At 37.7% G+C, this 23,991-nt stretch carries 22 protein-coding genes and 1 other annotated feature; of the genes, 20 read left to right on the top strand and 2 right to left on the bottom strand.

The window, feature by feature from the left end; genetic code table 11:
- Positions 1-65: 65 nt before the first annotated feature.
- A complete protein-coding gene (gene lon, locus ACLBWW_RS03940; RefSeq protein WP_098131725.1) occupies positions 66-2,396 on the top strand; it encodes an endopeptidase La in 2,331 nt (776 codons plus the stop codon).
- A complete protein-coding gene (gene ysxC, locus ACLBWW_RS03935; protein ID WP_000869124.1) occupies positions 2,393-2,989 on the top strand; it encodes a ribosome biogenesis GTP-binding protein YsxC in 597 nt (198 codons plus the stop codon). The genes lon and ysxC overlap by 4 nt, the downstream gene beginning before the upstream one ends.
- A 36-nt stretch (positions 2,990-3,025) precedes the next feature.
- On the opposite strand, the gene ACLBWW_RS03930 is transcribed toward ysxC, so the two are convergent.
- Positions 3,026-3,442 (bottom strand): organic hydroperoxide resistance protein, encoded by a 417-nt coding sequence (locus ACLBWW_RS03930; RefSeq protein ID WP_048541345.1) that lies wholly within the window; start codon positions 3,440-3,442, stop codon positions 3,026-3,028.
- A gap of 2 nt (positions 3,443-3,444) precedes the next feature.
- Complete coding sequence (locus tag ACLBWW_RS03925) at positions 3,445-3,897, bottom strand: MarR family winged helix-turn-helix transcriptional regulator (RefSeq protein WP_048541346.1); 453 nt, start codon at positions 3,895-3,897, stop codon at positions 3,445-3,447.
- Positions 3,898-4,312: 415 nt separating this feature from the next.
- Between ACLBWW_RS03925 and hemA the strand changes: the two genes are divergently transcribed.
- The 18 genes from hemA (at position 4,313) to minD (ending at position 23,954) form a co-directional block, all read left to right on the top strand.
- On the top strand, positions 4,313-5,647 hold the full coding sequence (gene hemA, locus ACLBWW_RS03920; protein ID WP_048541348.1) for a glutamyl-tRNA reductase: 1,335 nt from the start codon (positions 4,313-4,315) through the stop codon (positions 5,645-5,647).
- A 17-nt stretch (positions 5,648-5,664) separates the two neighbouring features.
- Positions 5,665-6,498 carry a cytochrome c biogenesis protein gene (locus ACLBWW_RS03915; protein WP_000008998.1) on the top strand — a complete coding sequence of 278 codons (834 nt, stop codon included), beginning with the start codon at positions 5,665-5,667 and terminating at the stop codon, positions 6,496-6,498.
- Between the two features lie 15 nt (positions 6,499-6,513).
- Positions 6,514-7,443 carry a hydroxymethylbilane synthase gene (hemC, locus tag ACLBWW_RS03910; RefSeq protein ID WP_048541350.1) on the top strand — a complete coding sequence of 310 codons (930 nt, stop codon included), beginning with the start codon at positions 6,514-6,516 and terminating at the stop codon, positions 7,441-7,443.
- 2 nt (positions 7,444-7,445) lie between these two features.
- Positions 7,446-8,198 carry a uroporphyrinogen-III synthase gene (hemD, locus tag ACLBWW_RS03905; protein ID WP_048541352.1) on the top strand — a complete coding sequence of 251 codons (753 nt, stop codon included), beginning with the start codon at positions 7,446-7,448 and terminating at the stop codon, positions 8,196-8,198.
- Positions 8,199-8,218: 20 nt separating this feature from the next.
- Entirely contained in the window at positions 8,219-9,208 is a 990-nt protein-coding gene (gene hemB, locus ACLBWW_RS03900) for a porphobilinogen synthase (protein ID WP_046958800.1), read from the top strand.
- A complete protein-coding gene (gene hemL, locus ACLBWW_RS03895) occupies positions 9,208-10,497 on the top strand; it encodes a glutamate-1-semialdehyde 2,1-aminomutase (RefSeq protein ID WP_048541355.1) in 1,290 nt (429 codons plus the stop codon). The genes hemB and hemL overlap by 1 nt, the downstream gene beginning before the upstream one ends.
- Before the next feature lie 109 nt (positions 10,498-10,606).
- Positions 10,607-11,584, top strand: coding sequence for a stage VI sporulation protein D (gene spoVID, locus ACLBWW_RS03890; RefSeq protein WP_048541357.1), 978 nt, complete (start codon positions 10,607-10,609; stop codon positions 11,582-11,584).
- A 62-nt stretch (positions 11,585-11,646) separates the two neighbouring features.
- Entirely contained in the window at positions 11,647-12,672 is a 1,026-nt protein-coding gene (gene ysxE / locus ACLBWW_RS03885; RefSeq protein ID WP_048541358.1) for a spore coat protein YsxE, read from the top strand.
- 171 nt (positions 12,673-12,843) lie between these two features.
- Positions 12,844-13,076, top strand: a binding site (T-box leader).
- A 37-nt stretch (positions 13,077-13,113) separates the two neighbouring features.
- A complete protein-coding gene (locus tag ACLBWW_RS03880; RefSeq protein WP_046956279.1) occupies positions 13,114-15,759 on the top strand; it encodes a valine--tRNA ligase in 2,646 nt (881 codons plus the stop codon).
- Positions 15,760-15,851: 92 nt separating this feature from the next.
- Positions 15,852-17,153, top strand: a complete 1,302-nt coding sequence (locus tag ACLBWW_RS03875) for a bifunctional folylpolyglutamate synthase/dihydrofolate synthase (protein ID WP_048541360.1) — start codon at positions 15,852-15,854, stop codon at positions 17,151-17,153.
- 165 nt (positions 17,154-17,318) lie between these two features.
- Positions 17,319-18,281: a hypothetical protein gene (locus ACLBWW_RS03870; protein ID WP_048541363.1), complete on the top strand. Its 963-nt coding sequence runs from the start codon at positions 17,319-17,321 to the stop codon at positions 18,279-18,281.
- Positions 18,282-18,501: 220 nt separating this feature from the next.
- Positions 18,502-19,077 (top strand): Maf family protein, encoded by a 576-nt coding sequence (locus tag ACLBWW_RS03865; protein WP_048541366.1) that lies wholly within the window; start codon positions 18,502-18,504, stop codon positions 19,075-19,077.
- 47 nt (positions 19,078-19,124) lie between these two features.
- Entirely contained in the window at positions 19,125-19,802 is a 678-nt protein-coding gene (radC, locus tag ACLBWW_RS03860) for a DNA repair protein RadC (protein ID WP_046958808.1), read from the top strand.
- A gap of 157 nt (positions 19,803-19,959) precedes the next feature.
- Positions 19,960-20,979 (top strand): cell shape-determining protein MreB, encoded by a 1,020-nt coding sequence (gene mreB, locus ACLBWW_RS03855; protein WP_000466737.1) that lies wholly within the window; start codon positions 19,960-19,962, stop codon positions 20,977-20,979.
- 41 nt (positions 20,980-21,020) lie between these two features.
- Positions 21,021-21,872, top strand: a complete 852-nt coding sequence (gene mreC, locus ACLBWW_RS03850) for a rod shape-determining protein MreC (protein ID WP_048541368.1) — start codon at positions 21,021-21,023, stop codon at positions 21,870-21,872.
- A 14-nt stretch (positions 21,873-21,886) separates the two neighbouring features.
- The gene (gene mreD, locus ACLBWW_RS03845; protein ID WP_000975755.1) at positions 21,887-22,432 is read left to right on the top strand and encodes a rod shape-determining protein MreD; all 546 of its coding nucleotides are present in this window, start codon (positions 21,887-21,889) and stop codon (positions 22,430-22,432) included.
- Positions 22,433-22,467: 35 nt separating this feature from the next.
- Positions 22,468-23,154 (top strand): septum site-determining protein MinC, encoded by a 687-nt coding sequence (gene minC, locus ACLBWW_RS03840; protein ID WP_000391511.1) that lies wholly within the window; start codon positions 22,468-22,470, stop codon positions 23,152-23,154.
- Between the two features lie 2 nt (positions 23,155-23,156).
- On the top strand, positions 23,157-23,954 hold the full coding sequence (gene minD, locus ACLBWW_RS03835) for a septum site-determining protein MinD (protein ID WP_000503312.1): 798 nt from the start codon (positions 23,157-23,159) through the stop codon (positions 23,952-23,954).
- The last annotated feature ends 37 nt before the right edge of the window (positions 23,955-23,991 follow it).

The following is a 23,991-nucleotide window of genomic DNA, read 5'->3' as shown; positions in this document are numbered from 1 at the left end:
ATTGCATCTAGATGTATTGTAATATAAAATAGTTGAACAGGAGTTTAATTTATTATGGAGGTGCTATGTCTAGTATGAATACGAATGAAAGAATCGTACCCCTCCTACCATTAAGAGGCGTTCTCGTATATCCAACGATGGTTCTGCATCTTGATGTAGGACGTGATAAATCGATACAAGCACTAGAGCAGGCGGCAATGGATGAAAATATCATCTTTTTAGCGATGCAAAAAGAAATGAATATCGATGATCCGAAAGAAGATGACATATATAGTGTAGGTACAGTGGCGAAAGTGAAGCAAATGTTAAAATTGCCGAACGGTACGCTTCGTGTCCTTGTAGAGGGTTTACATAGAGCTGAAGTAGTAGAGTTTATCGAAGAAGATAATGTAGTGCAGGTTTCTATCAAAACGGTAACGGAAGAAGTGGAAGATGATCTAGAAGAGAAAGCTCTTATGCGTACATTACTGGAGCATTTCGAACAATATATTAAAGTTTCGAAAAAAGTTTCAAATGAAACATTTGCAACGGTAACTGATGTGGAAGAGCCAGGAAGATTAGCTGATTTAATTGCTTCTCACTTGCCGATTAAAACGAAGCAGAAACAAGAAATATTAGAGATTGTATCTGTGAAGGAACGATTACATACACTTATTTCAATTATTCAAGATGAACAAGAGTTACTTAGTTTAGAAAAGAAAATTGGACAAAAAGTGAAACGTTCAATGGAGCGCACGCAAAAAGAATATTTCTTACGTGAGCAAATGAAGGCGATTCAAACTGAACTTGGTGATAAAGAAGGTAAGGGCGGGGAAGTTGAAGAACTTCGTGAGAAAATTGAACAATCAGGAATGCCTGAAGAAACAATGAAGGCTGCACTGAAAGAATTAGACCGTTATGAAAAGTTACCAGCAAGTTCTGCGGAGAGCGGTGTTATTCGTAATTATATGGATTGGTTATTAGCACTTCCGTGGACAGAAGCGACAGAAGATATGATTGATCTTACTCATTCTGAAGAGATTTTGAACAAAGATCATTACGGGCTTGAGAAAGTAAAAGAGCGCGTACTTGAATATTTAGCTGTGCAGAAGTTAACGAATTCATTAAAAGGACCTATCCTTTGCTTAGTAGGACCTCCTGGGGTCGGGAAAACATCGTTAGCGCGTTCGATTGCAACATCATTAAATCGTAATTTTGTCCGTGTATCCCTTGGTGGTGTACGTGATGAATCTGAAATCCGTGGTCACCGTCGTACGTATGTTGGAGCGATGCCAGGACGCATTATTCAAGGTATGAAAAAGGCGAAAACAGTTAATCCAGTCTTTTTATTAGATGAGATTGATAAAATGTCTAACGACTTCCGTGGAGATCCATCAGCGGCATTACTTGAAGTGTTAGACCCAGAACAAAACCATAACTTCAGTGATCACTACATTGAAGAACCGTATGATCTATCGAAAGTTATGTTTGTAGCAACTGCGAATACACTTTCAAGTGTTCCAGGTCCGTTGCTTGACCGTATGGAAATTATTTCAATTGCTGGCTATACAGAACTTGAAAAAGTTCACATTGCCCGTGAACATTTATTGCCGAAACAATTAAAAGAGCATGGCTTACGAAAAGGTAATTTACAAGTACGTGATGAAGCGCTTCTTGAAATTATTCGTTATTATACACGTGAGGCCGGTGTTCGTACGCTAGAGCGTCAAATTGCAAAAGTTTGTCGTAAAGCAGCAAAAATTATCGTTACAGCAGAACGTAAGCGTATTGTAGTAACAGAGAAAAACATTGTTGATTTACTTGGTAAGCACATATTCCGTTATGGGCAAGCTGAAAAAACAGACCAAGTTGGTATGGCAACAGGGTTAGCGTATACAGCAGCAGGCGGTGATACACTTGCGATTGAAGTGTCTGTAGCGCCAGGTAAAGGGAAATTAATTTTAACAGGGAAACTTGGGGATGTTATGAAAGAATCCGCACAAGCAGCGTTTAGCTATATTCGTTCTCGTGCAGAAGAACTTCAGATTGATCCGAATTTCCATGAGAAAAATGATATTCATATTCATGTTCCAGAAGGAGCAGTTCCAAAAGATGGACCGTCAGCAGGTATTACGATGGCAACGGCACTTATTTCTGCACTAACAGGTATTCCTGTAAGTAAAGAAGTGGGGATGACAGGTGAAATTACACTTCGTGGTCGTGTATTACCAATTGGTGGTTTAAAAGAAAAAACATTAAGTGCTCACCGCGCAGGCTTAACAAAAATTATTTTGCCAGCAGAAAACGAGAAAGATTTAGATGATATTCCAGAAAGCGTAAAAGAAAACCTTACGTTTGTGCTTGCATCTCATTTAGATGAAGTATTGGAGCACGCATTAGTAGGAGTGAAACAATGAAAGTAACAAAAGCAGATATTGTAATTAGTGCTGTTAAACCAGAACAATATCCAGACAGTGATTTACCAGAAATTGCATTAGCAGGTCGTTCAAATGTCGGGAAGTCTTCCTTTATTAATAAAATTTTAAATCGTAAAAAGTTAGTACGTATTTCTTCTAAACCAGGGAAAACGCAAACGTTGAACTTTTTCTTGATCAATGAGATGATGCATTTTGTTGACGTTCCAGGTTATGGATATGCGAAAGTATCTAAAACAGAGCGCGCAGCATGGGGCAAGATGATTGAGACTTACTTTACAACACGTGAGCAATTAGACGCAGCTGTATTAGTAGTTGATTTACGTCATCAACCAACAAATGATGACGTGATGATGTATGATTTCTTAAAGCATTATGAAATCCCAACAATTATTATTGCGACGAAAGCCGATAAAATTCCGAAAGGGAAATGGCAAAAGCATTTAAAAGTTGTAAAAGAAACGCTTGCTGTTGAAATTGGCGATGAAATCGTTCTATTCTCTTCTGAAACAGGACTTGGAAAAGAAGAAGCGTGGAAGGCAATTCATAGAATGACAAAAACAAAAAACGCGTGACGAATGTCGCGCGTTTTTTTTATTTACTAAATTTTTTTATCGTACGTTTAATGTAACCTCAATATTACCTCTTGTTGCTTTTGAATAAGGACATACACCGTGAGCGGCTTCTACAAGTTCTTGTGCTTCGTCATGAGAGACGCCAGCAACATGTACATCAAGTACAGCAGATAGGCCGAAACCACCATCTGTATCTTTTCCGATAGAAACGTGAGCAGTTACTTCTGTACTTTCTACTTTCACACGTTTTGTACGAATGACAAGTTGTAATGCACTATCAAAACAAGCGGCATAGCCAGCAGCAAATAGTTGTTCTGGATTCGTTGCCTCTCCGCCTGCACCACCTAGTGCTTTCGGCATTTTTACATCAAGATTTAATATGCCATCATCTGAAATTACTTTTCCGTTTCTTCCACCTGTAGCAGTTACTGAAGCAGTATATAATTTATCCATGTTTATTCCCCTTTTCTATCATTAATTGTTTTCATTGTTTCAATTAGTTTATTTAATTGAATTAATAAAGAACGATATTCTTGTTCTGTAATTCCTAAATTTGTTGCCATTGTTGTCGGCAATGAACAAGCCTTTTCTTTTAAATCTTTACCTTGTTCTGTTAATTTAATATAAACTTTGCGCTCATCTTCTTTGGAACGAACGCGTTTTACAAGTTTTAATGATTCCATTCGTTTTAACATAGGTGTTAATGTACCGGAATCTAAAAATAGACGTTCTCCAATTTCTTTTACTGTTAGTCCATCTTGCTCCCATAGTACGAGTAAAGTAATGTACTGAGGGTACGTAATACCCATCTCTTCTAAATATGGTCGATAAAAGCGGGTAACTTCTTTAGAACAGGCGTAAATAGAAAAACAAAGTTGGTTATCTAGATGTAAAGAATTCTCTGTCATACATAACTCCTTTCTAATTAAGTTGTGCACAATTTAATTTTATAAAATCAATATAACGAAAAAGAAATACAATGTCAAATACATTGTATTGAGAAAGTTTGTGCTACAATTTGGAACAATCATACATATTTTTCTTCATGATGAAAGAAGATAGGAAAGATGATGTTATAATTCATATGGAATAGTTTCCATCACTTGATTATGAGTGCTTTTTTTGGTAACGTACAAATAGAGTTATTAATTTATAATCATTATAAAGTAGAAAGTCTTTATTAGTTTTACTGAATCTCCTTTATTACATACGGAGAATAAATAAAAAATAATCGGTTGTTCACACGATTGTCAGATTCATAAGAGGAAAGTTGTATTATGATAGTAGATAAAGTGATAAAACGGGTGAAGGGGGACATGCTGCGTGCATATTCTTGTTGTTAGTGTAAATTATCGAACAGCCCCTGTAGAATTTCGTGAGAAACTCACATTTCAGGCAGCAGAGCTAGAGCAAGCAATGACTACATTACAAAATCAAAAGAGCGTGTTAGAGAATGTCATTGTATCAACTTGTAATCGCACTGAGATTTACGCTGTTGTCGATCAATTACACACGGGACGGTATTATATTAAGAAGTTTTTAGCTGATTGGTTTCAGCTTGAAATAGAAGAAGTCGCACCATATTTAACTATTTTTGAACAAGACGGTGCAATAGATCATTTATTCCGCGTGACGTGCGGTTTAGATTCTATGGTAGTTGGAGAAACACAGATTTTAGGCCAAATAAAAGATAGCTTTTTAGAAGCGCAACAAGTAAAAGCGACAGGCACAATTTTTAATGAGTTGTTTAAGCAGGTGGTTACGTTAGCGAAACGTGCGCACTCAGAAACGACGATTGGTGAAAGTGCGATGTCTGTTAGCTATGCTGCTGTTGAGCTCGGAAAGAAAATATTTGGTGAGTTAACAGATTGTCATGTGCTTATTCTTGGTGCTGGTAAGATGGGTGAACTGGCACTGCAAAACTTATATGGAAGCGGTGCTCGAAAAGTAACCGTCATGAATAGGACGTTTACGAAAGCGGAAGTAATGGCTGAGAAATATATGGGACATGCAAAGCCTTTAAGTGAATTGCAATGTGCATTATTAGAAGCAGATATTTTAATTAGTTCAACTGGTGCATCTGAATATGTCATTACGAAAGAGATGATGACAAAGGTAGAGAGAATGCGCTCTGGTCGTCCGTTATTTATGGTGGATATTGCAGTGCCACGTGATATTGATCCAGCGATTGATGAACTAGAAGGTTCTTTCTTATATGACATTGATGATTTGCAAGGAGTAGTGGAAGCGAATCGTGCTGAGCGTTTGAAAGAAGCAGAGAAAATTCAATTTATGATTGAAGAGGAAATTGTTTTATTTAAAACGTGGTTAAGTACACTTGGTGTTGTTCCGTTAATAGCAGCTCTTCGTGATAAGGCACTTGCTATCCAAAGTGAAACGATGGAAAGCTTGGAACGAAAAATACCGAATCTTAGTGATCGTGAGAGAAAAGTAATTAGTAAGCATACGAAAAGTATTATTAATCAATTATTAAAAGACCCAATTTTAGTAGCGAAAGAAATTGCTGCTGAAGAGGGAGCAGACGAAAAATTAGCGTTATTTGCAAAGATTTTCGACTTAGAAATGGAAGATGTAGAGAGTTGTGCGGAAGAAGTAGAACATAAAAGAGCGTGGACACCATCCGTTCCATCTTTATAATTTGGAAGGATGATCGGATGAGTTTTTTAAATAACAGTATTATTTATCATATTGCAATTATTTTATATGCTTGTAGCATTAGTTTATATTTTATAGATTATTTCCAAAGTAACCGAAAGGCGAACCGATTTGCTTTTTGGTTACTTTCGATTGTATGGGTTCTGCAGTCTATCTTTATGTTACTTAGGGCTACAGATTCAGAAACGAACCCTATATTAACTTTATTATCAGGGATTTATTTTTATGTTTGGCTATTGATTACGATGTCGTTAGTCATTAATCGATTTATGAGAATTGACTTTCTAGTCTTTTTTACAAATGTTGTTGCATTTGGCGTAAGCGCTTTTTCTATTTTTACACCGCTCGGAAAGATGTCGCCGGTACTGGCAGAGCAATTAGTTTCAGAACTTGTATATGTACATGTCGGTATGGCTATTATTTCTTATGCAACTTTCACTGTATCGTTCATTTTTTCTATTATGTATTTATTGCAATATCGCCTATTAAAAAAGAAAAAATGGAATGCGAGATTAAGAAGGTTAGGGAATTTACCGAAGCTAGAATCGATGTCTTACGGATTAAATTTATTTTCTGTTCCATTTTTCTTATTAGCTATTTTATTAGGATGCATATGGGGATATACGAAATTGGACAATTTCCATTGGTATGATACGAAAGTGATTGGGTCTTTTGTCGTTCTATTTGTATATTGTGCTGGCCTATATTTACGAGTGGCAGATGTGTTGCAAGGGAAGAAAATCGTGCAGTGGAACATCGGAGCATTTCTCGTAATGCTAATCAATATTTTTCTATTAAGCAGTTTATCCAACTTCCACTTTTGGTATTTATAATGAGGAGAGAGAATTATGCGCAAAATTATTGTAGGGTCACGAAAGAGTAAATTAGCATTAACGCAAACAAACTGGTTTATTGATCAGTTAAAAGCACTAGGTTTACCATATGAATTTGAAGTGAAAGAAATCGTCACAAAAGGTGATGTTATTTTAGATGTTACTCTTTCAAAAGTAGGCGGAAAAGGCTTGTTTGTTAAAGAGATTGAACATGCGTTACTTACGAAAGAAATTGATATGGCTGTACATAGTATGAAAGATATGCCGGCCGTACTTCCAGAAGGATTAATGATTGGTTGTACACCGAAGCGTGTTGACCCTCGTGATGCTTTTATCTCAAAAAGCGGAGCAGCGTTTGAAGAGTTAGCAGAAGGCGCTATTTTAGGTACGAGTAGTTTAAGACGCAGTGCACAATTATTAGCTGCGAGACCAGATTTACAAGTGAAGTGGATTCGAGGAAATATCGATACACGTTTACGTAAATTACAAGAAGAGGATTACGATGCAATCATTTTAGCAACAGCTGGATTACAAAGAATGGGCTGGGATAATGAAGTTATTACAGAACATTTAGATGAGACGTTATGTGTACCTGCTGTAGGACAAGGTGCATTAGCGATTGAATGCCGTGAGGATGATAAGGATTTACTACAGTTGTTAGCGCATATGAATGATGCAGTAACAGAAAGAACAGTGGCGGCAGAACGAGTATTTCTTCATAAACTTGAAGGTGGCTGCCAAGTTCCGATCGCTGGATATGCAACTCTTACAGAAAATGATGCAATCGAATTAACAGCTCTTGTCGGTTCTATGGACGGTTCTATTTTATTGAAAGAGACAGTAGTAGGAACTAATCCAGAGGAAGTAGGATTAGAGGCTGCGGACCGCTTAATTAAACAAGGCGCCAAAGAACTCATTCTTGCTGCAAATAAGGGGCAACAATAAATATGAACGCTCTCGCTGGCAAAACGGTATTAATTACACGTGCCCAGCATCAAGCGAAACAAATGAGTGTAGCGGTGAAAGAAAAGAGCGGAATTCCATTGGAAATTCCGCTTTTGCGTATGGAAGGTATGTCTCATAGGCAAATTCAACATATAGCAGGGCAACTGCATTCGTATGACTGGGTTATTTTTACGAGTAAAAATGGAGTAGCTTTTTTTCTAGATAGTTTGAGAAAGAAGCTACCCGCAAAGACTAAAATTGCTGCAGTAGGCGTGAAAACAAGGTTAGAGTTAGAAAAGCGGGGCTATCAAGTGGACTTCGTTCCAACTGCATTTGTTGCAGAAGTATTTGCAGAAGAGTTTGTAAAAAGACTAAGTGGAAACGAGTGCATTTTATTTCCGAAAGGGAATTTAGCAAGAGATGTAATTCCAGTTGCACTTCGCGAAATTGGTGTTTCTCTAGATGAGCTAATCGTATATGGTACGAAAGAGAATGTAGGGAAAAGGCAAGAGCTTATAGTAGCGTTAGAAGTAGGGAAAGTAGACATTATTACATTTACAAGCCCTTCAACTGTTACTAGTTTTGTTCGTTTACTTGAGGGTACAAACTGGAGAGAATGGACAAAAAACTGTACAATTGCTTGTATAGGGCCTATTACGGAAAAAGAGGCGATCCTTTATTTTCCACATGTTATTATGCCGAAAGAGTACACTGTAGAAGCATTACTACAATGCATTTGTGAATCTATAAAATAAAAGAATGGGGATAGAAATCTATGAACTCTTTACAATTTAATCGTCATCGTCGCTTAAGACAAAGCGGTAATATGCGTGCGCTTGTGCGTGAAACGTTTTTACATACGGAAGATTTTATTTACCCTATTTTTGTATTAGAAGGAGAAAATGTTCGTAATGAAGTGCCTTCTATGCCAGGCGTATATCAAATATCTTTAGATTTATTGCAAGCTGAAATGCAAGAGGTTGTTGATTTAGGTATTCGTTCTGTTATTGTATTTGGTTTACCTGCTGAAAAAGATGAAGTTGGATCATCAGCATATTGTGATCATGGAATTGTGCAACGTGCAATTAAGCAAATTAAAGGTGAATTCCCTGAGCTAGTAGTAGTTGCAGATACATGTTTATGTCAATTCACAAGCCATGGTCATTGCGGTGTAATTGAAGATGGTATTATTTTAAATGACGAGTCTCTTGCAGTTCTTGCGAAAACAGCTGTAAGCCAAGCGAAAGCAGGAGCGGACATTATTGCGCCATCAAACATGATGGACGGATTCGTAACAGCAATTCGCCATGCATTAGATGAAAATGGTTTTGGACACGTACCAGTAATGTCGTACGCTGTGAAATATTCATCAGCATTTTACGGACCATTCCGTGATGCGGCGCACGGTGCTCCGCAATTTGGTGATCGTAAAACATATCAAATGGATCCAGCGAACCGTATGGAAGCATTCCGTGAAGCAGAATCAGATGTAATGGAAGGGGCAGATTTCTTAATTGTAAAGCCAGCTCTTTCTTACTTAGATATCATTCGTGATGTGAAAAATAACTTTAATTTACCAGTCGTTGCTTATAACGTAAGTGGTGAATATTCGATGATTAAAGCAGCAGCGCAAAATGGTTGGATTAATGAAAAAGAAGTTGTACTTGAAAAATTAATTAGCATGAAACGTGCAGGAGCAGATTTAATTATTACGTATCATGCAAAAGATGCAGCAAGATGGTTACAAGAAGGAGGCGCTAAATAATGAAAAAGTTTGATAAGTCGATTGCGGCGTTTGAAGAGGCGCAAGATTTAATGCCTGGTGGCGTAAATAGTCCCGTTCGTGCTTTTAAGTCTGTTGGTATGAATCCGTTGTTTATGGAGCGCGGAAAAGGCTCTAAAGTATATGATATCGATGGAAATGAATACATCGATTACGTATTATCATGGGGTCCTTTAATTCATGGTCATGCGAATGATCGTGTTGTTGAAGCTTTAAAATCTGTTGCTGAAAGAGGAACAAGCTTCGGTGCCCCAACGGAAATTGAGAATAAATTAGCGAAACTTGTTATTGAGCGCGTACCATCAATTGAGATTGTACGTATGGTTAACTCTGGAACAGAAGCGACAATGAGTGCGCTACGTTTAGCTCGTGGTTATACAGGACGTAATAAAATTTTGAAATTCATCGGTTGTTACCACGGTCATGGTGATTCGTTATTAATTAAAGCGGGTTCTGGTGTGGCGACGCTAGGTTTACCAGATAGCCCAGGTGTACCAGAAGGTGTAGCGAAAAATACGATTACCGTAGCGTATAACGATTTAGAAAGTGTGAAATACGCTTTCGAACAATTTGGTGATGATATTGCTTGTATAATTGTAGAACCAGTAGCAGGAAATATGGGTGTTGTTCCTCCGCAACCAGGATTTTTAGAAGGTCTTCGTGAAGTAACAGAGCAAAATGGTGCATTGCTTATTTTTGATGAAGTCATGACAGGATTCCGAGTTGCTTATAATTGCGGACAAGGTTATTACGGTGTAACACCTGATTTAACTTGTTTAGGTAAAGTAATCGGTGGTGGCTTACCAGTAGGAGCATACGGTGGTAAAGCAGAAATTATGCGCCAAGTTGCACCGAGCGGACCGATTTACCAAGCAGGTACTTTATCAGGTAACCCACTTGCAATGGCAGCAGGTTATGAAACGTTAGTACAGTTAACGCCAGAATCATATGTAGAATTTGAGCGTAAAGCTGAAATGTTAGAAGCTGGCTTACGTAAAGCGGCTGAAAAACATGGCATTCCGCATCATATTAACCGTGCGGGTTCTATGATTGGTATCTTCTTTACAGATGAACAAGTTATTAATTACGATGCAGCAAAATCTTCAAACTTAGAATTCTTTGCGGCTTACTATCGTGAAATGGTAGAACAAGGTGTATTCTTGCCACCATCTCAATTCGAAGGCCTATTCTTATCGACAGCACATAGTGATGCAGATATTGAAGCGACGATTGCAGCAGCTGAAATTGCAATGTCAAAATTAAAAGCTTAATTGTTGAAAGAAAATCGCTCTCCATAAGGGGAGCGATTTTTTTTATTCATAAAGTCAGCTTTCCATACATAAATCTGTAATGACATATAGTTTGGGAGGGGGAAAAGAAGTGGCAACAGATCATTCATTACGTTTTTCATTAAAAGAATCTGTTTGGTTCCAAAAAGGACAGGAAGTCGAAGAACTTTTGTCAATTTCGTTAGATCCAGACGTTGAGATAGAAGAGCTTGATCATGAAGTTATCGTGAGAGGGCAATTAGATTTAACGGGAGAGTACGTTGCGCGGCAAGATGATTCGGCTTATTCATTAAGAGATTTATCGCCAGCGAAGTCGATTGATTATGTAGAAACAAGGGAAGATGGGGTTAATGAACTTGTTCATTCCTTTCCGCTTGAAATATCAATTCCGAGAAACCGTGTGAAAGTAATTGAAGAACTATATGTATCTATTGAGGAGTTTGATTATGAATTAAAGGAAAATGGTTGCTTACAATTATTAGCGGATATATCTATCACTGGTTTATGTGATGAAGAAAGAATCGAGGATGAAGAGGAAGAAACAGCGTATGCTGAGTTAGAGGCTGATTCCGCACAAGAAGATGAAAATAGACCCGCCATGCACGTAGAAGAACCAGTCTATAAGGAATCAGATGAGTGGGAAGATTACGCATTTGAACCGTTTCAACTAGAGGAAAGAAAAGAGCAGGAAGTAGAGGAAGAGGAAATAGAAGAACATGAATTTGTGGAGCGTGAAGAGGAGAAAGAATCAACGCCACAATTTGAATTGTTCGGAAGAAAAGATTTCAAGAAAGAAAAAGCGAAAAAACAAGAAGAGCAAGAAGAAGAAACGTATTCACAGCGAGATGAAAATGCACTTTATTTAACGAAAATATTTACGAAAGAACCGGAAGAAGAATTTACAAAGTTAAGAATGTATTTCGTGCAAGAAGGGGATACAATCGAATCTGTTGCAGACCGTTATGAAACGTCTGTACAAAACTTATATCGTGTCAATCAAACAGAAGATATATATTTAACTGCGGGACAAATTATTTATATTCCTGTTTCAAGGGCAAAAGCGAAATAAGTGAGTGTTTTCACTCACTTATTTTCCTAAAGGCAATGTTTTGAATAGAAAGGGTTATTCGTATGGATATTGAATTACGAAATCGCTATGAACCCATTGTAAGGCAATATAGATTGGATACACAGCATATGGAAGAGCACGGAAGTGTAACGAAAATTTACACGAATCAAGGTCCGTATGCGCTCAAGAAAATAGAAGACGGGAAGTTAGAGCGGAATAACTTTTTGCACCATATTCAATATTTGAAGGAGAACGGTTTTTCAAATTATGTACCTATATACCATGCGACGGATGGAAATTATATTTTAAGTGACGGGACGTATAATTATTATTTAATGCCTTGGTTAGAACGTGCGGAAGGCAATGGCGAGGATAATGATCAATACCATAAAATGTTTCAAACTCTCGGGACGTTACATCAAAAAACGGTGAAAGAAGAAACGTATACAGAAGAAGATTTAGAAAAACATTATACAAATATATCCGATCGCTGGGAGAATGATGGTGAGATGTTAGAAGAGTTTCTCGTAGAATCTGAAGCGAAGTGGTATATGTCTCCGTTTGAATTGCAATATTGTACGTACTATCATCATGTAATGAGGGCGCGTGAGTTTGCAATGAAGCAATTAACTGAGTGGAACGATGCGATGAAAGAAAAAGAAAAAACACGTATTACTTTTGTACATGGTAACGTATCGCTTAATCATTTCTTATTTGATTATGAACGGAATGGCTATTTTATTAGTTTAGAAAAATCGAAGTTTGCCACACCGGTGCAAGATATAGTAGGGTTTTATTCTCGGTCTTTAAATACGTATCCAATTGCGCGAAGTGATCGGTTTGAATGGTATCAAATGTACCAAAAAAATTTCCCTTTTACGAAAGAAGAGCAACTACTCATGTTTGCGTATATGACGTATCCATCGCAATTTATTCGGCAAATCCAGTCTTATAAGAAAAGAAGAGGGAGTCGCAATAAGGAAAATGAACTTCTCGGAGTAAAGAGCTTACAACAATCGCATTGGCTCGTTAGCAATATAGAATATTTCCTTTCGCAATTACAAGCTGCCCAGCAAGGGAACGGATAAAGTGAAACTTTAATCAGTGGGGGTCTTACTGCCCGCAAATAGCGGGATAAAGAAGATAAGTAGAGGATGCTACTTATCTTCTTTTTTTGCCCAAAAAGCCGTAGTATTAAATTTATCTTGACGAATAGGGTTTCGTTTTTTACACTATTGTATATAATAATTAACAATCATATAAATGCCTTGAAGGGGAAGAGTATAACAAGAAACGTCTTCAGAGAGGAGAATCATTAGCTGGGAGATTCTCTAGATAGTTATGTTAGAAGGTAGCCCTGGAGCATCTTTTCTGAACGGAATAGTTCTTATTAGGAAAAGACGGATTTGTCCGTTATCAAATTAAGAGTATAAGCAAATTCCTGAATTTGTTTGTAAATAAAGGTGGTACCGCGATGTCCCTCGTCCTTTTTGGATGAGGGGCATTTTTTATTTTAAGGAGGGAAAATAATGTCAAATACGGAAAAGAATTTACCAACTAAATATGATCATATGTCCGTTGAAGAAGGCCTTTATCAATGGTGGCTTGAAGGCAAATATTTCGAAGCAACAGGAGATGAGAAGAAACAACCATACACAATTGTAATTCCACCTCCGAACGTAACTGGTAAGTTACACTTAGGTCATGCTTGGGATACAACTCTTCAAGATATTTTAACTCGTACGAAGCGTATGCAAGGTTACGATGTATTATGGCTTCCAGGAATGGACCATGCGGGTATCGCAACACAAGCGAAAGTAGAAGGAAAACTTCGTGAAGAAGGTATTTCACGTTACGATCTTGGCCGTGAGAAATTCCTTGAAAAAGCTTGGGAATGGAAAGAGGAATACGCGTCTCACATTCGTCAACAATGGGGGAAAGTTGGTTTAGGACTAGACTATTCTCGCGAACGTTTCACATTAGATGAAGGTTTATCTGATGCGGTTAATAAAGTATTCGTTCAATTATACGAAAAAGGCTTAATTTACCGCGGTGAATATATTATCAACTGGGACCCAGCGACACGCACAGCTCTTTCTGATATTGAAGTAATTCATAAAGAAGTTCAAGGTGCATTCTACCATATGAACTATCCGTTAACAGATGGTTCTGGTCATATTCGTCTTGCGACTACTCGTCCAGAAACGATGCTTGGTGATACAGCAGTAGCGGTTCATCCAGAAGACGATCGTTACAAACATTTAATCGGAAAAACAGTTACACTTCCAATCGTAGGCCGTGAGATTCCGATTATTGCTGATGAGTACGTAGAAAAAGATTTCGGAACAGGCGTTGTAAAAATTACACCAGCTCATGACCCGAATGACTTTGAAGTAGGTAACCGTCATGACTTACCACGTATCTTAGTAATGAACGAAGACGGATCAATGAACGAAAAAGCTGGTAAGTATAACGGTATGGATCGTTTCGAATGCCGTAAAGCGTTAGTGAAGGACTTACAAGAAGCGGGCGTATTAGTAGAAATTGAGCCTCATATGCATTCAGTAGGTCATAGTGAGCGTAGTGGTGCAGTTGTTGAGCCTTACTTATCAACACAATGGTTCGTAAAAATGGCTCCACTTGCTGAGAAGGCAGTAGAGCTTCAACAAAAAGAAGAAGAGAAAGTAACGTTCGTACCAGAGCGTTTCGAAAACACATATTTACGCTGGATGGAAAACATTCACGACTGGTGTATTTCTCGTCAATTATGGTGGGGACACCGCATTCCAGCTTGGTATCATAAAGAAACTGGTGAAGTATACGTAGGTACAGAAGAGCCAGCAGATATTGAAAACTGGAATCAAGATAACGACGTACTGGATACATGGTTCAGTTCAGCGTTATGGCCGTTCTCAACACTTGGCTGGCCGGATGAAGATTCAGCAGACTTCAAACGTTACTATTCAACAGATGCACTAGTAACGGGTTATGACATCATCTTCTTCTGGGTATCTCGTATGATTTTCCAAGGTTTAGAGTTTACAGGCGAGCGTCCGTTTAAAGATGTATTAATTCACGGTTTAGTTCGTGATGAGCAAGGACGTAAAATGAGTAAATCTCTTGGTAACGGTATTGATCCAATGGATGTTATCGAGAAGTACGGTGCAGATGCAATGCGCTATTTCTTATCAACAGGAAGCGCACCAGGTCAAGATTTACGTTTCAGTATGGAAAAAGTAGAGTCTACTTGGAACTTCATTAATAAAATTTGGAACGCATCACGTTTCGTATTAATGAACATGGATGATATGAAGTATGAAGAAATCGATTTAACTGGGGAAAAATCAGTTGCGGATAAGTGGATTTTAACTCGCTTAAACGAAACAATCGAAAGCGTAACGCGTAACATGGATAAATATGAGTTCGGTGAAGCTGGTCGTTCATTATACAACTTCATTTGGGACGATTTCTGTGACTGGTACATTGAAATGGCGAAACTGCCACTATATGGTGAAGATGAAGCAGCTAAGAAAACAACTCGTTCTATTTTAGCTTACGTATTAGACCAAACAATGCGTCTATTACACCCATTCATGCCATTCGTAACAGAGAAGATTTGGCAACATTTACCGCATGAAGGCGAATCTATTACAGTAGCAGCATGGCCAACAGTTCGCGAAGATTTACAAGATACAGAAGCTGCGGCAGAAATGCACCTTCTAGTTGATATCATTCGCTCTGTTCGTAACATCCGTGCAGAAGTTAATACGCCAATGAGCAAAAAAGTTCAAATGCAAATTAAAGCAAAAGATGAGGCTGTACTTGCTCAACTTACGAAAAACAGCTCTTACATTGAGCGTTTCTGTAACCCAAGCGAATTAATAATTCAAACGGATTTACAAGCACCAGAAAAAGCAATGACTGCAATCGTATCAGGTGCAGAGTTATTCTTACCGTTAGCTGATCTTATCAATCTTGATGAAGAGAGAGCACGTCTTGAGAAAGAATTTGAGAAGTTCGACAAAGAAGTAGAACGTGTACAGAAGAAACTTTCAAACCAAGGTTTCGTAGCGAAAGCTCCTGCAGCAGTTATTGACGGAGAGCGTGCGAAAGAGCAAGACTACCTAGAAAAACGTGAAGCAGTTCGCCAACGTCTAGCAGATCTTGAAAAGTAAAATATTTTTTAGAGACTCACTATATTGGTGAGTCTCTTTTCTTTGCGTATAATAGGAGTATGAAGGTTGTCTTTTGAAAGGGGAAAGCATACGTGATACATACATACGAAGAAGCGATAGGGTGGATTCATAGCCGATTGAAGTTTGGTATTAAACCAGGATTAGAAAGAATGAGATGGATGCTAGAAGAGCTCGGAAATCCAGAGCGTCACATAAAATGTGTTCATCTTGCTGGTACAAATGGAAAAGGTTCAACGTTAACATATATGCGCTACATGTTAGAAGATGCAAAATATAAGGTAGGAACATTTACTTCTCCATATATTGAAACATTTAACGAACGTATTAGTGTGAACGGGACACCAATTGCAGATGAAGAGATTACTGAACTTGTAAAGATGGTAAAGCCAGTCGTTGAAAAACTAGATGGGACAGATTTAGGGGAAGCGACTGAGTTTGAAATTATTACTGTTATGGCAATTTGTTATTTCGGTAAAGTTAATTTCTGTGATGTTGTTTTATTTGAAACAGGGCTTGGAGGGCGTTTTGATTCTACGAATGTTATTCATCCTGTTCTCACGATTATTACAAATATCGGCCACGATCATATGCATATTTTAGGGAATACACTAGGAGAAATTGCATATGAAAAGGCGGGGATTATTAAGTCTGGTGTTCCGGTTATTACTGGTGTACGAGATGAGGAAGCATTGCAAGTCATTCAAAAAGTTGCAAAGGAAAATCATGCAAACTTATACGAGATGGGCAAGCATTTTACAGTGTTACATAAACAGTCTGGCGAAGATGGAGAACAGTTCGATTTCATTTGTCCTTTCGCCACCTTTGAAGATGTGCGAATCTCAATGAAAGGTGTTCACCAAGTAGGAAACGCAGCACTTGCACTTATGGCAGTCATGTATGTCAAAACATACTTATCATTTTTAATTGAGGAAGAAGAAATAAGAACTGGATTACAGGAAGCGTATTGGATTGGGCGATTTGAAAAACTGCAAAGCAATCCGGATATTATTATAGATGGTGCCCATAACCCAGAAGGTATCGAAAGTCTTGTGAAAACAGTAGAATCACATTACAAAAATAAAAATGTAATAGTTTTATTTACTGCCCTAGGTGATAAACAATTGCATAATATGGTAGATCAATTAGAAACCATTGCCGATGAAATTATTTTTACAACATTCGCCTTTGATCGTGCTATTTCTGCTGATAAGCTTGCATCGTATTCAAAGAAAGAGTCAAAACTAGTTTTTGAAAATTGGAAAGAGGCAATTGATACGAAGGTTGAAATGATTGGAGAAAATGATGTTTTTATCATAACAGGTTCTCTTTATTTCATTTCGGAAGTTCGAAAATATATTTGCGAGAAAAACTAGATAGTCTTTGCTATCTAGTTTTTTTGTTCTACAAATGAAGTCAAATGCATACATATAAGATAAATATATAGGGTTATTTGGCGAATTCCTCTGACAAATATCTCGTTTTTTTGTGAAATGAATATGATATGATGCGGACAACGATAAGAGGTGAGGTGTGAGTGTATGGACAAGCAATCACGAACGATCTCAGTGAAAGTGAATGGAACCGAAGCGAAATATGAGGAGAAGAAGAAAGATGAATTTGAATGGATGGTAGTAGAAAGTGAAAGACCGAAAAACGTTGTTCCGTTTCAAAAAGCGAAATTGGTGTCTAAGGAAAAAAAACGAAAGAAGTGGAGCAATACGTTAATTGCAATCGTTGCAACTGCGATTGTTATTGGTACGGCTTTTGGGATGGGAATGCTACAGTTACTTAAAGGACAAGGTGCGACAGGGGGAAGCGAAGTAACAGCTTCGAAGCAGATGCGAAATGAAGAATCAAAGGTGGGCGGAACGGCAGAACAAACACCGGCACCAAAAGAGGAAAAACAAAAAGAACAGACAGGAACGTCATTAGATCCAATGAAATTATTTTTTGTGCAAGGAGGGGTTTATTCTTCCGAAGAAAAGGGACAGGCCGCTCTTGAAGAGTGGAAAGGTAATGGAGGCGTTGCAGCTTTAAAACTGAGCGGTGATAAGTATGCATTAGTTGTTGGTATTGCTAGCGATGAACAAGGCATAAATCAATTAATGATGCAGTATAAAAATGATAATGTCTCCGTATTGAAAAAGAACTGGGATATAACAGATAAAGCATTACTTAAAGATGATAAAGAAGTTGGGGCATTTTTAACAAAAGTACAGCCATTATATACTCATTTAGCAAAATATGCTTCCAGCGTACAAGCTAGTGGAAAAAGTAATGCAAAAGATATAGGTGCGATTGAAAAAGAGTGGAAAGCAATTGAAAAAGAAGGGAAAAGTATGAAGCAGGAAGAAGCAAAGAAATTGTATATGTATACGTCAATAGCTGTGCAAACAGTGAAGGATGGAAAAGGTGATAAGGAATCTTTGGCGAAATTAAATCAAGTTATTATTGATGGTATACTTTCATATGAAAAAATTGTTTCCCAAAAGGTGAAATAATAGGATAATGAAGTGACGAAGGAAGAAGTATAGGTACTTCTTTCTTTTCTTTTGAATTTAGAGCAAAGTGCTTTCTCTATGGTAGGAATATAATCGTATTTTAGTAAAAAGTATTATTTTATTTAGAGAAAATAATACTTCTTTCATTTGTGGACAAACTATTCCTTTGATACAATTGATGTAAATGATTCTGCTTCATGTGAGAAAGGAAGGAGAAAATATGAGAAAAATTATTTTAGCATCAGGATCACCTCGCAGGAAGGAACTGCTTGAGTTAGCGGATGTACCATTTGAAATCATTGTAAGTGAAGTAGAAGAGACGATTGGTGCGTACTCATCACCTTCTGATATTGTTATGTCCCTCGCCCTGCAAAAAGCATCTGCGGTAGCAGAAAAGAATAGTGATTACATTGTGTTAGGTGCAGACACAATTGTTACATATGAATCGCGTATTCTTGGAAAGCCTTCTAATGAGGCTGAGGCGAAAGAAATGTTGCAATTATTATCAGGGAAAACACATGAAGTGTATACTGGTGTTGCAATTATAGCAAAAGACAAAACAGTCACTTTTTACGAGCGTACAGAAGTTACGTTTTGGGAATTAACAGAAGAGGAAATTGACGTATATGTTGCATCAAAAGAACCTCTTGATAAAGCAGGAAGTTATGGAATTCAAGGTAAAGGATCTATTTTTGTTCAACATATTCAAGGGGACTACTATAGTGTAGTCGGGTTACCAATTTCACGTCTTGTTCGGGAATTAAAACAATTTAATATTGATGTAACCCATGCGTAAAATTGCATGGGATTTTCTTTGAGAGAACAAATAAAAGGGGTGGAGAAATGAACGGTATTCGTGATGTTGTCAAAGAAGAACAGCCACGGGAGCGTTTATTGTTAGAAGGAGCTGGAAGTTTATCGAATCGGGAGCTTCTTGCTGTGTTACTTAGAACAGGTTCTAAAGAAGAAACAGTTTTAAAGTTATCAGATAAAATTTTACATCACTTTGATGGTTTACGTATGTTGAAAGATGCAACGTTAGAAGAGCTTGTCAGTATACATGGTGTTGGGATTGCAAAGGCAGCCCAGCTTATAGCTGCTTTTGAACTTGGTAGAAGAATGGTACGTTTAGAATATCAAAATAGATACAGCATTCGAAGCCCAGAAGATTGTGCGAGATATATGATGGAAGAAATGCGCTTCCTGCAACAGGAGCATTTTGTATGTTTATATTTGAACACAAAAAATCAAGTTATACATAGGCAAACGGTTTTCATTGGAAGTTTAAACACATCAATTGTACATCCAAGAGAAGTTTTTAAAGAAGCGTTCCGCCGCGCAGCAGCCTCTATCATATGTCTTCATAACCACCCTTCAGGAGACCCCACGCCGAGCCGAGAGGATATTGAAGTAACGAAACGCTTAGTAGAATGCGGCCAGATTATCGGAATTGAAGTGCTTGACCATATTATAATAGGTGACCATAAATTCGTGAGTTTAAAGGAAAAAGGTCATATTTAAGACTATGCTTTTTACTTATTTTGTTTTATAATGTGATTTATGAGTTTTTTGTAGAAATTTATCTACAAAAAGGATAAAGATATAAAAAACGTACTGTTTTTATAATATAAAGTAAGAAAAAATGAGTCCGTGAAAACAAGAAAGGAAGATAAATAATATGTTTGGATTTGGTGGCTTTACTCGCGATCTTGGAATAGATTTAGGAACTGCGAACACGCTTGTATATGTAAAAGGAAAAGGTGTAGTTTTACGTGAACCCTCAGTAGTAGCGTTACAAACTGATACGAAACAAATCGTTGCTGTAGGTAGCGATGCAAAACAAATGATTGGTCGTACACCAGGAAACGTTGTGGCACTTCGCCCGATGAAAGACGGTGTAATTGCTGATTACGAAACGACAGCAACAATGATGAAATATTACATTCAACAAGCTCAAAAATCAAATGGATTCTTCTCACGTAAGCCTTACGTAATGGTATGTGTACCTTCTGGTATTACAGCTGTAGAAAGACGTGCAGTAATCGATGCGACTCGTCAAGCGGGTGCTCGTGATGCTTATCCAATCGAAGAACCATTTGCAGCAGCAATTGGTGCGAACTTACCTGTTTGGGAACCAACTGGTAGTATGGTTGTTGATATCGGTGGCGGTACAACAGAAGTTGCAATCATTTCTTTAGGTGGTATTGTAACAAGTCAATCAGTTCGTGTTGCTGGTGATGATATGGACGATTCAATCATTCAGTACATTAAGAAAAGCTATAACTTAATGATTGGTGAAAGAACGGCTGAAGCATTAAAATTAGAAATCGGTTCTGCAGGCGAGCCAGAAGGTATCGAGCCTATGGAAATTCGCGGTCGTGATTTAGTAAGTGGTTTACCAAAAACAGTACTAATTCAGCCAGAAGAAATTGCAGATGCATTAAAAGATACAGTAGATGCAATTGTAGAATCTGTTAAAAATACGTTAGAGAAAACTCCACCTGAATTAGCGGCAGACATTATGGACCGTGGTATCGTATTAACAGGCGGTGGAGCATTACTACGTAATTTAGATAAAGTGATTAGTGAAGAAACAAATATGCCAGTCCTTGTTGCAGAAGACCCATTAGATTGCGTAGCAATTGGAACGGGTAAAGCATTAGACAATATCGATCTTTTCAAAACTGCTGCTCGATAATATTGCAAAATAAAAATCAATGAAATTAAGAGGGTGTGAACGTGCCACAGTTTTTCTTAAACAAAAGATTAATTGTTTTGTTAGTTAGTATTATTCTTCTCGTGGCATTGATTGGAATCTCATTGAAAGAACGGAACAGTTTAACATGGCCAGAGCAGTTTGTTAAAGACACTGTCGGTGTTGTAGAACGTGTATTCCAAAAGCCAGCGAAATACGTAGCTGGATTCTTCGAAAATGTAGAGGATGTAAAGCGCACGTATGAAGAGAATAAAGAATTAAAAGCAAAATTAGATAATTATGCAGGTCTATCAGGGAAAGTAAAACAATTAGAAGATGATAAAAAGAAGTTACAAGAGTTAACGGGTAAAAAAGAGTTGCCTAGTGATTATACTGAAATTCCAGCTACTGTCGGTTCTCGTAACCCGGATAAATGGTACGATCTAGTTGGAATTGATAAAGGGGCACAGCAAGGAATTAAAAAAGATATGGCTGTAGTAACTTCACAAGGTTTAGTTGGACGAGTGAAAAGTGTATCTCAGTTTACATCATCAGTAGAATTGCTAAGCTCTATGAGCCGAACAAATCGTGTTTCTGCTATCGTACAAGGTGATGAGAAAATCTTCGGATTGATTGAAGGTTACGACAAAGAAAAGCACTTACTTCTTTTTACAAAGATCGGCTCTGATGCTCAGGTAGCGAAAGATCAATTAGTTGTAACATCTGGACTGGGTGATATTTTCCCGAAAGGTCTTGTAATTGGAACAATCGTTGATGTTCAGCCGGATCCATACGGTTTAACAAAAACAGCTTATGTAAAACCTGCCGCTGATTTGAATGACGTAGAGCATGTTATGGTTGCGAAACGTGCAATACCTTCAGCGCCATTAGAATAGGAGGGGGAGAAGAGATGATGAAGATTTTAAAAAGAGCAGCTCTTCCTCTTTTGCTCCTTTTTGTTTTTCTATTTGAAAATATGTTTGCTACTATTGTTCCGACAGAGGTTTTTTGGAAAGACGGTATAGCAGCACCTCATTTCTTTATAATTGTATTATGTTTTATTACTGTGTACTATAGTCCGGTTCAAGGGATTTATTACGGACTCTTATTTGGTTTCTTATTTGATACCGTATACACAGAACTTGTCGGTATATATATATTTGCGTATCCGATTTTAGCTTATTTAGTTTATAGTGTGATGAAGATACTACAATTGAATTTATTTATTGTTGCTTCTATTGTACTAGCTAGCATTGTAGCACTAGAGTATTATGTGTATGGATTTTTAACTTTGTTAGGACGTACTCATATGTCAGCGTATGTCTTTTTCACAGATCGTCTCCTGTCTACTTTATTGCTAAATGCAATTTTCTTATTGATAGTTTGTTTCCCACTGAGACGATATTTAGTGCGTCTTTCAAAAGCGATGGAAGAAAAAGAAAAAAGGATTTTCTAATTTTATGTCGAATTGAATCGGTGGGGTGAACTTTAGTGGAAGAAAAAAAGCAACAAAATGTAACAATAAAAGGGACAAAAGACGGAATAACGCTTCATTTAGATGATTGTTGTTCATTCTCTGAATTACTGGAGGAACTGGATGAAAAGCTTTCTACACATTACTATGATGGTGATGGGCGCTCTTTAATTGAAGTGCATGTGAAAGTGGGAAATCGTTATTTAACAGAAGTCCAACAAGAAGAGATTCGTACGTTAATTCGTAATAAAAAGAATCTTGTTGTGGATTCAATTGAAAGTGATGTTATAACGAAAGCAGAAGCAATAGCTTGGAAAGAAGAAACAGAAATTGTCCCTATTTCCAAAATTGTTCGCTCTGGACAAGTTTTACATGTAAAAGGAAATTTATTGTTAATTGGAGATGTTAATCCAGGCGGAACGGTTATCGCTGGGGGGAATATTTTTGTCGTAGGATCATTAAGAGGAATTGCGCATGCTGGGTATTATGGGGATTCGGATGCCGTAATCGCTGCATCTGATATGAACCCGATGCAACTTCGAATTAGTGATGTGGCAATGCGGGCTCCGGAAGAGAAAGAAGACGGAGCGGAGGCGGCAGAATGTGCGTATATTAATGAGAACAATCACATTGTTGTCGATCGACTGCAACTTCTCACTCATCTTAGACCTAATTTAACAAAGTTAGAAAGGGGAATTGTATAGCTGTGGGAGAGGCAATAGTAATTACATCTGGAAAAGGCGGAGTAGGTAAAACTACAACGTCTGCGAACATTGGTACAGCCCTGGCGTTATCTGGAAAGAAAGTGTGCTTAATTGACACAGATATCGGTCTTCGAAACTTAGACGTAGTAATGGGGCTGGAAAATCGTATTGTATTTGATCTTGTTGATGTCGTTGAAGGGCGTTGCCGTTTACCTCAGGCGCTTATTAAAGATAAGCGTTTTGATGATCTTTATTTATTACCTGCAGCACAAACGAGTGATAAATCAGCGGTAACACCTGAACAAATGGATGAATTAATACAAGTATTACGTCAAGATTATGATTACATATTAATTGATTGTCCTGCGGGGATTGAGCAGGGATTTAAAAATGCGGTAGCTGGTGCGGATAAAGCAATCGTTGTTACGACGCCAGAAGTATCCTCAATGCGCGATGCGGATCGTATTATCGGGCTTTTAGAAAAAGAGGATATTGAACCACCAAAACTTGTTATTAATCGTGTGCGTAGTCATATGCTTCATGAGCAGGATATGTTAGATGTTGATGAAATCGTACGTACATTGTCAATCGAGCTTCTTGGTGTTGTCGAGGATGATGATGAAGTTATTCGTGCTACAAATACAGGTGAACCTGTAGCGTTGCAACCGAGCGGAAAAGCAGCGTTAGCTTATCGTAATATTGCAAGACGCTTGTTGGGTGAGAATGTACCATTGCAAGCATTTGGACAAGAAAAGGTATCGGTATTTACAAAGATGAAAAACTTCTTTGGAATCCGTTAAAAGCACTTCGCACATATGCGAAGTGCTTTCTTTTTTC

The organism is Bacillus sp. M5A3_1b (assembly GCF_053345335.1).
This window is presented reverse-complemented; position numbering and strand designations above follow the sequence as displayed.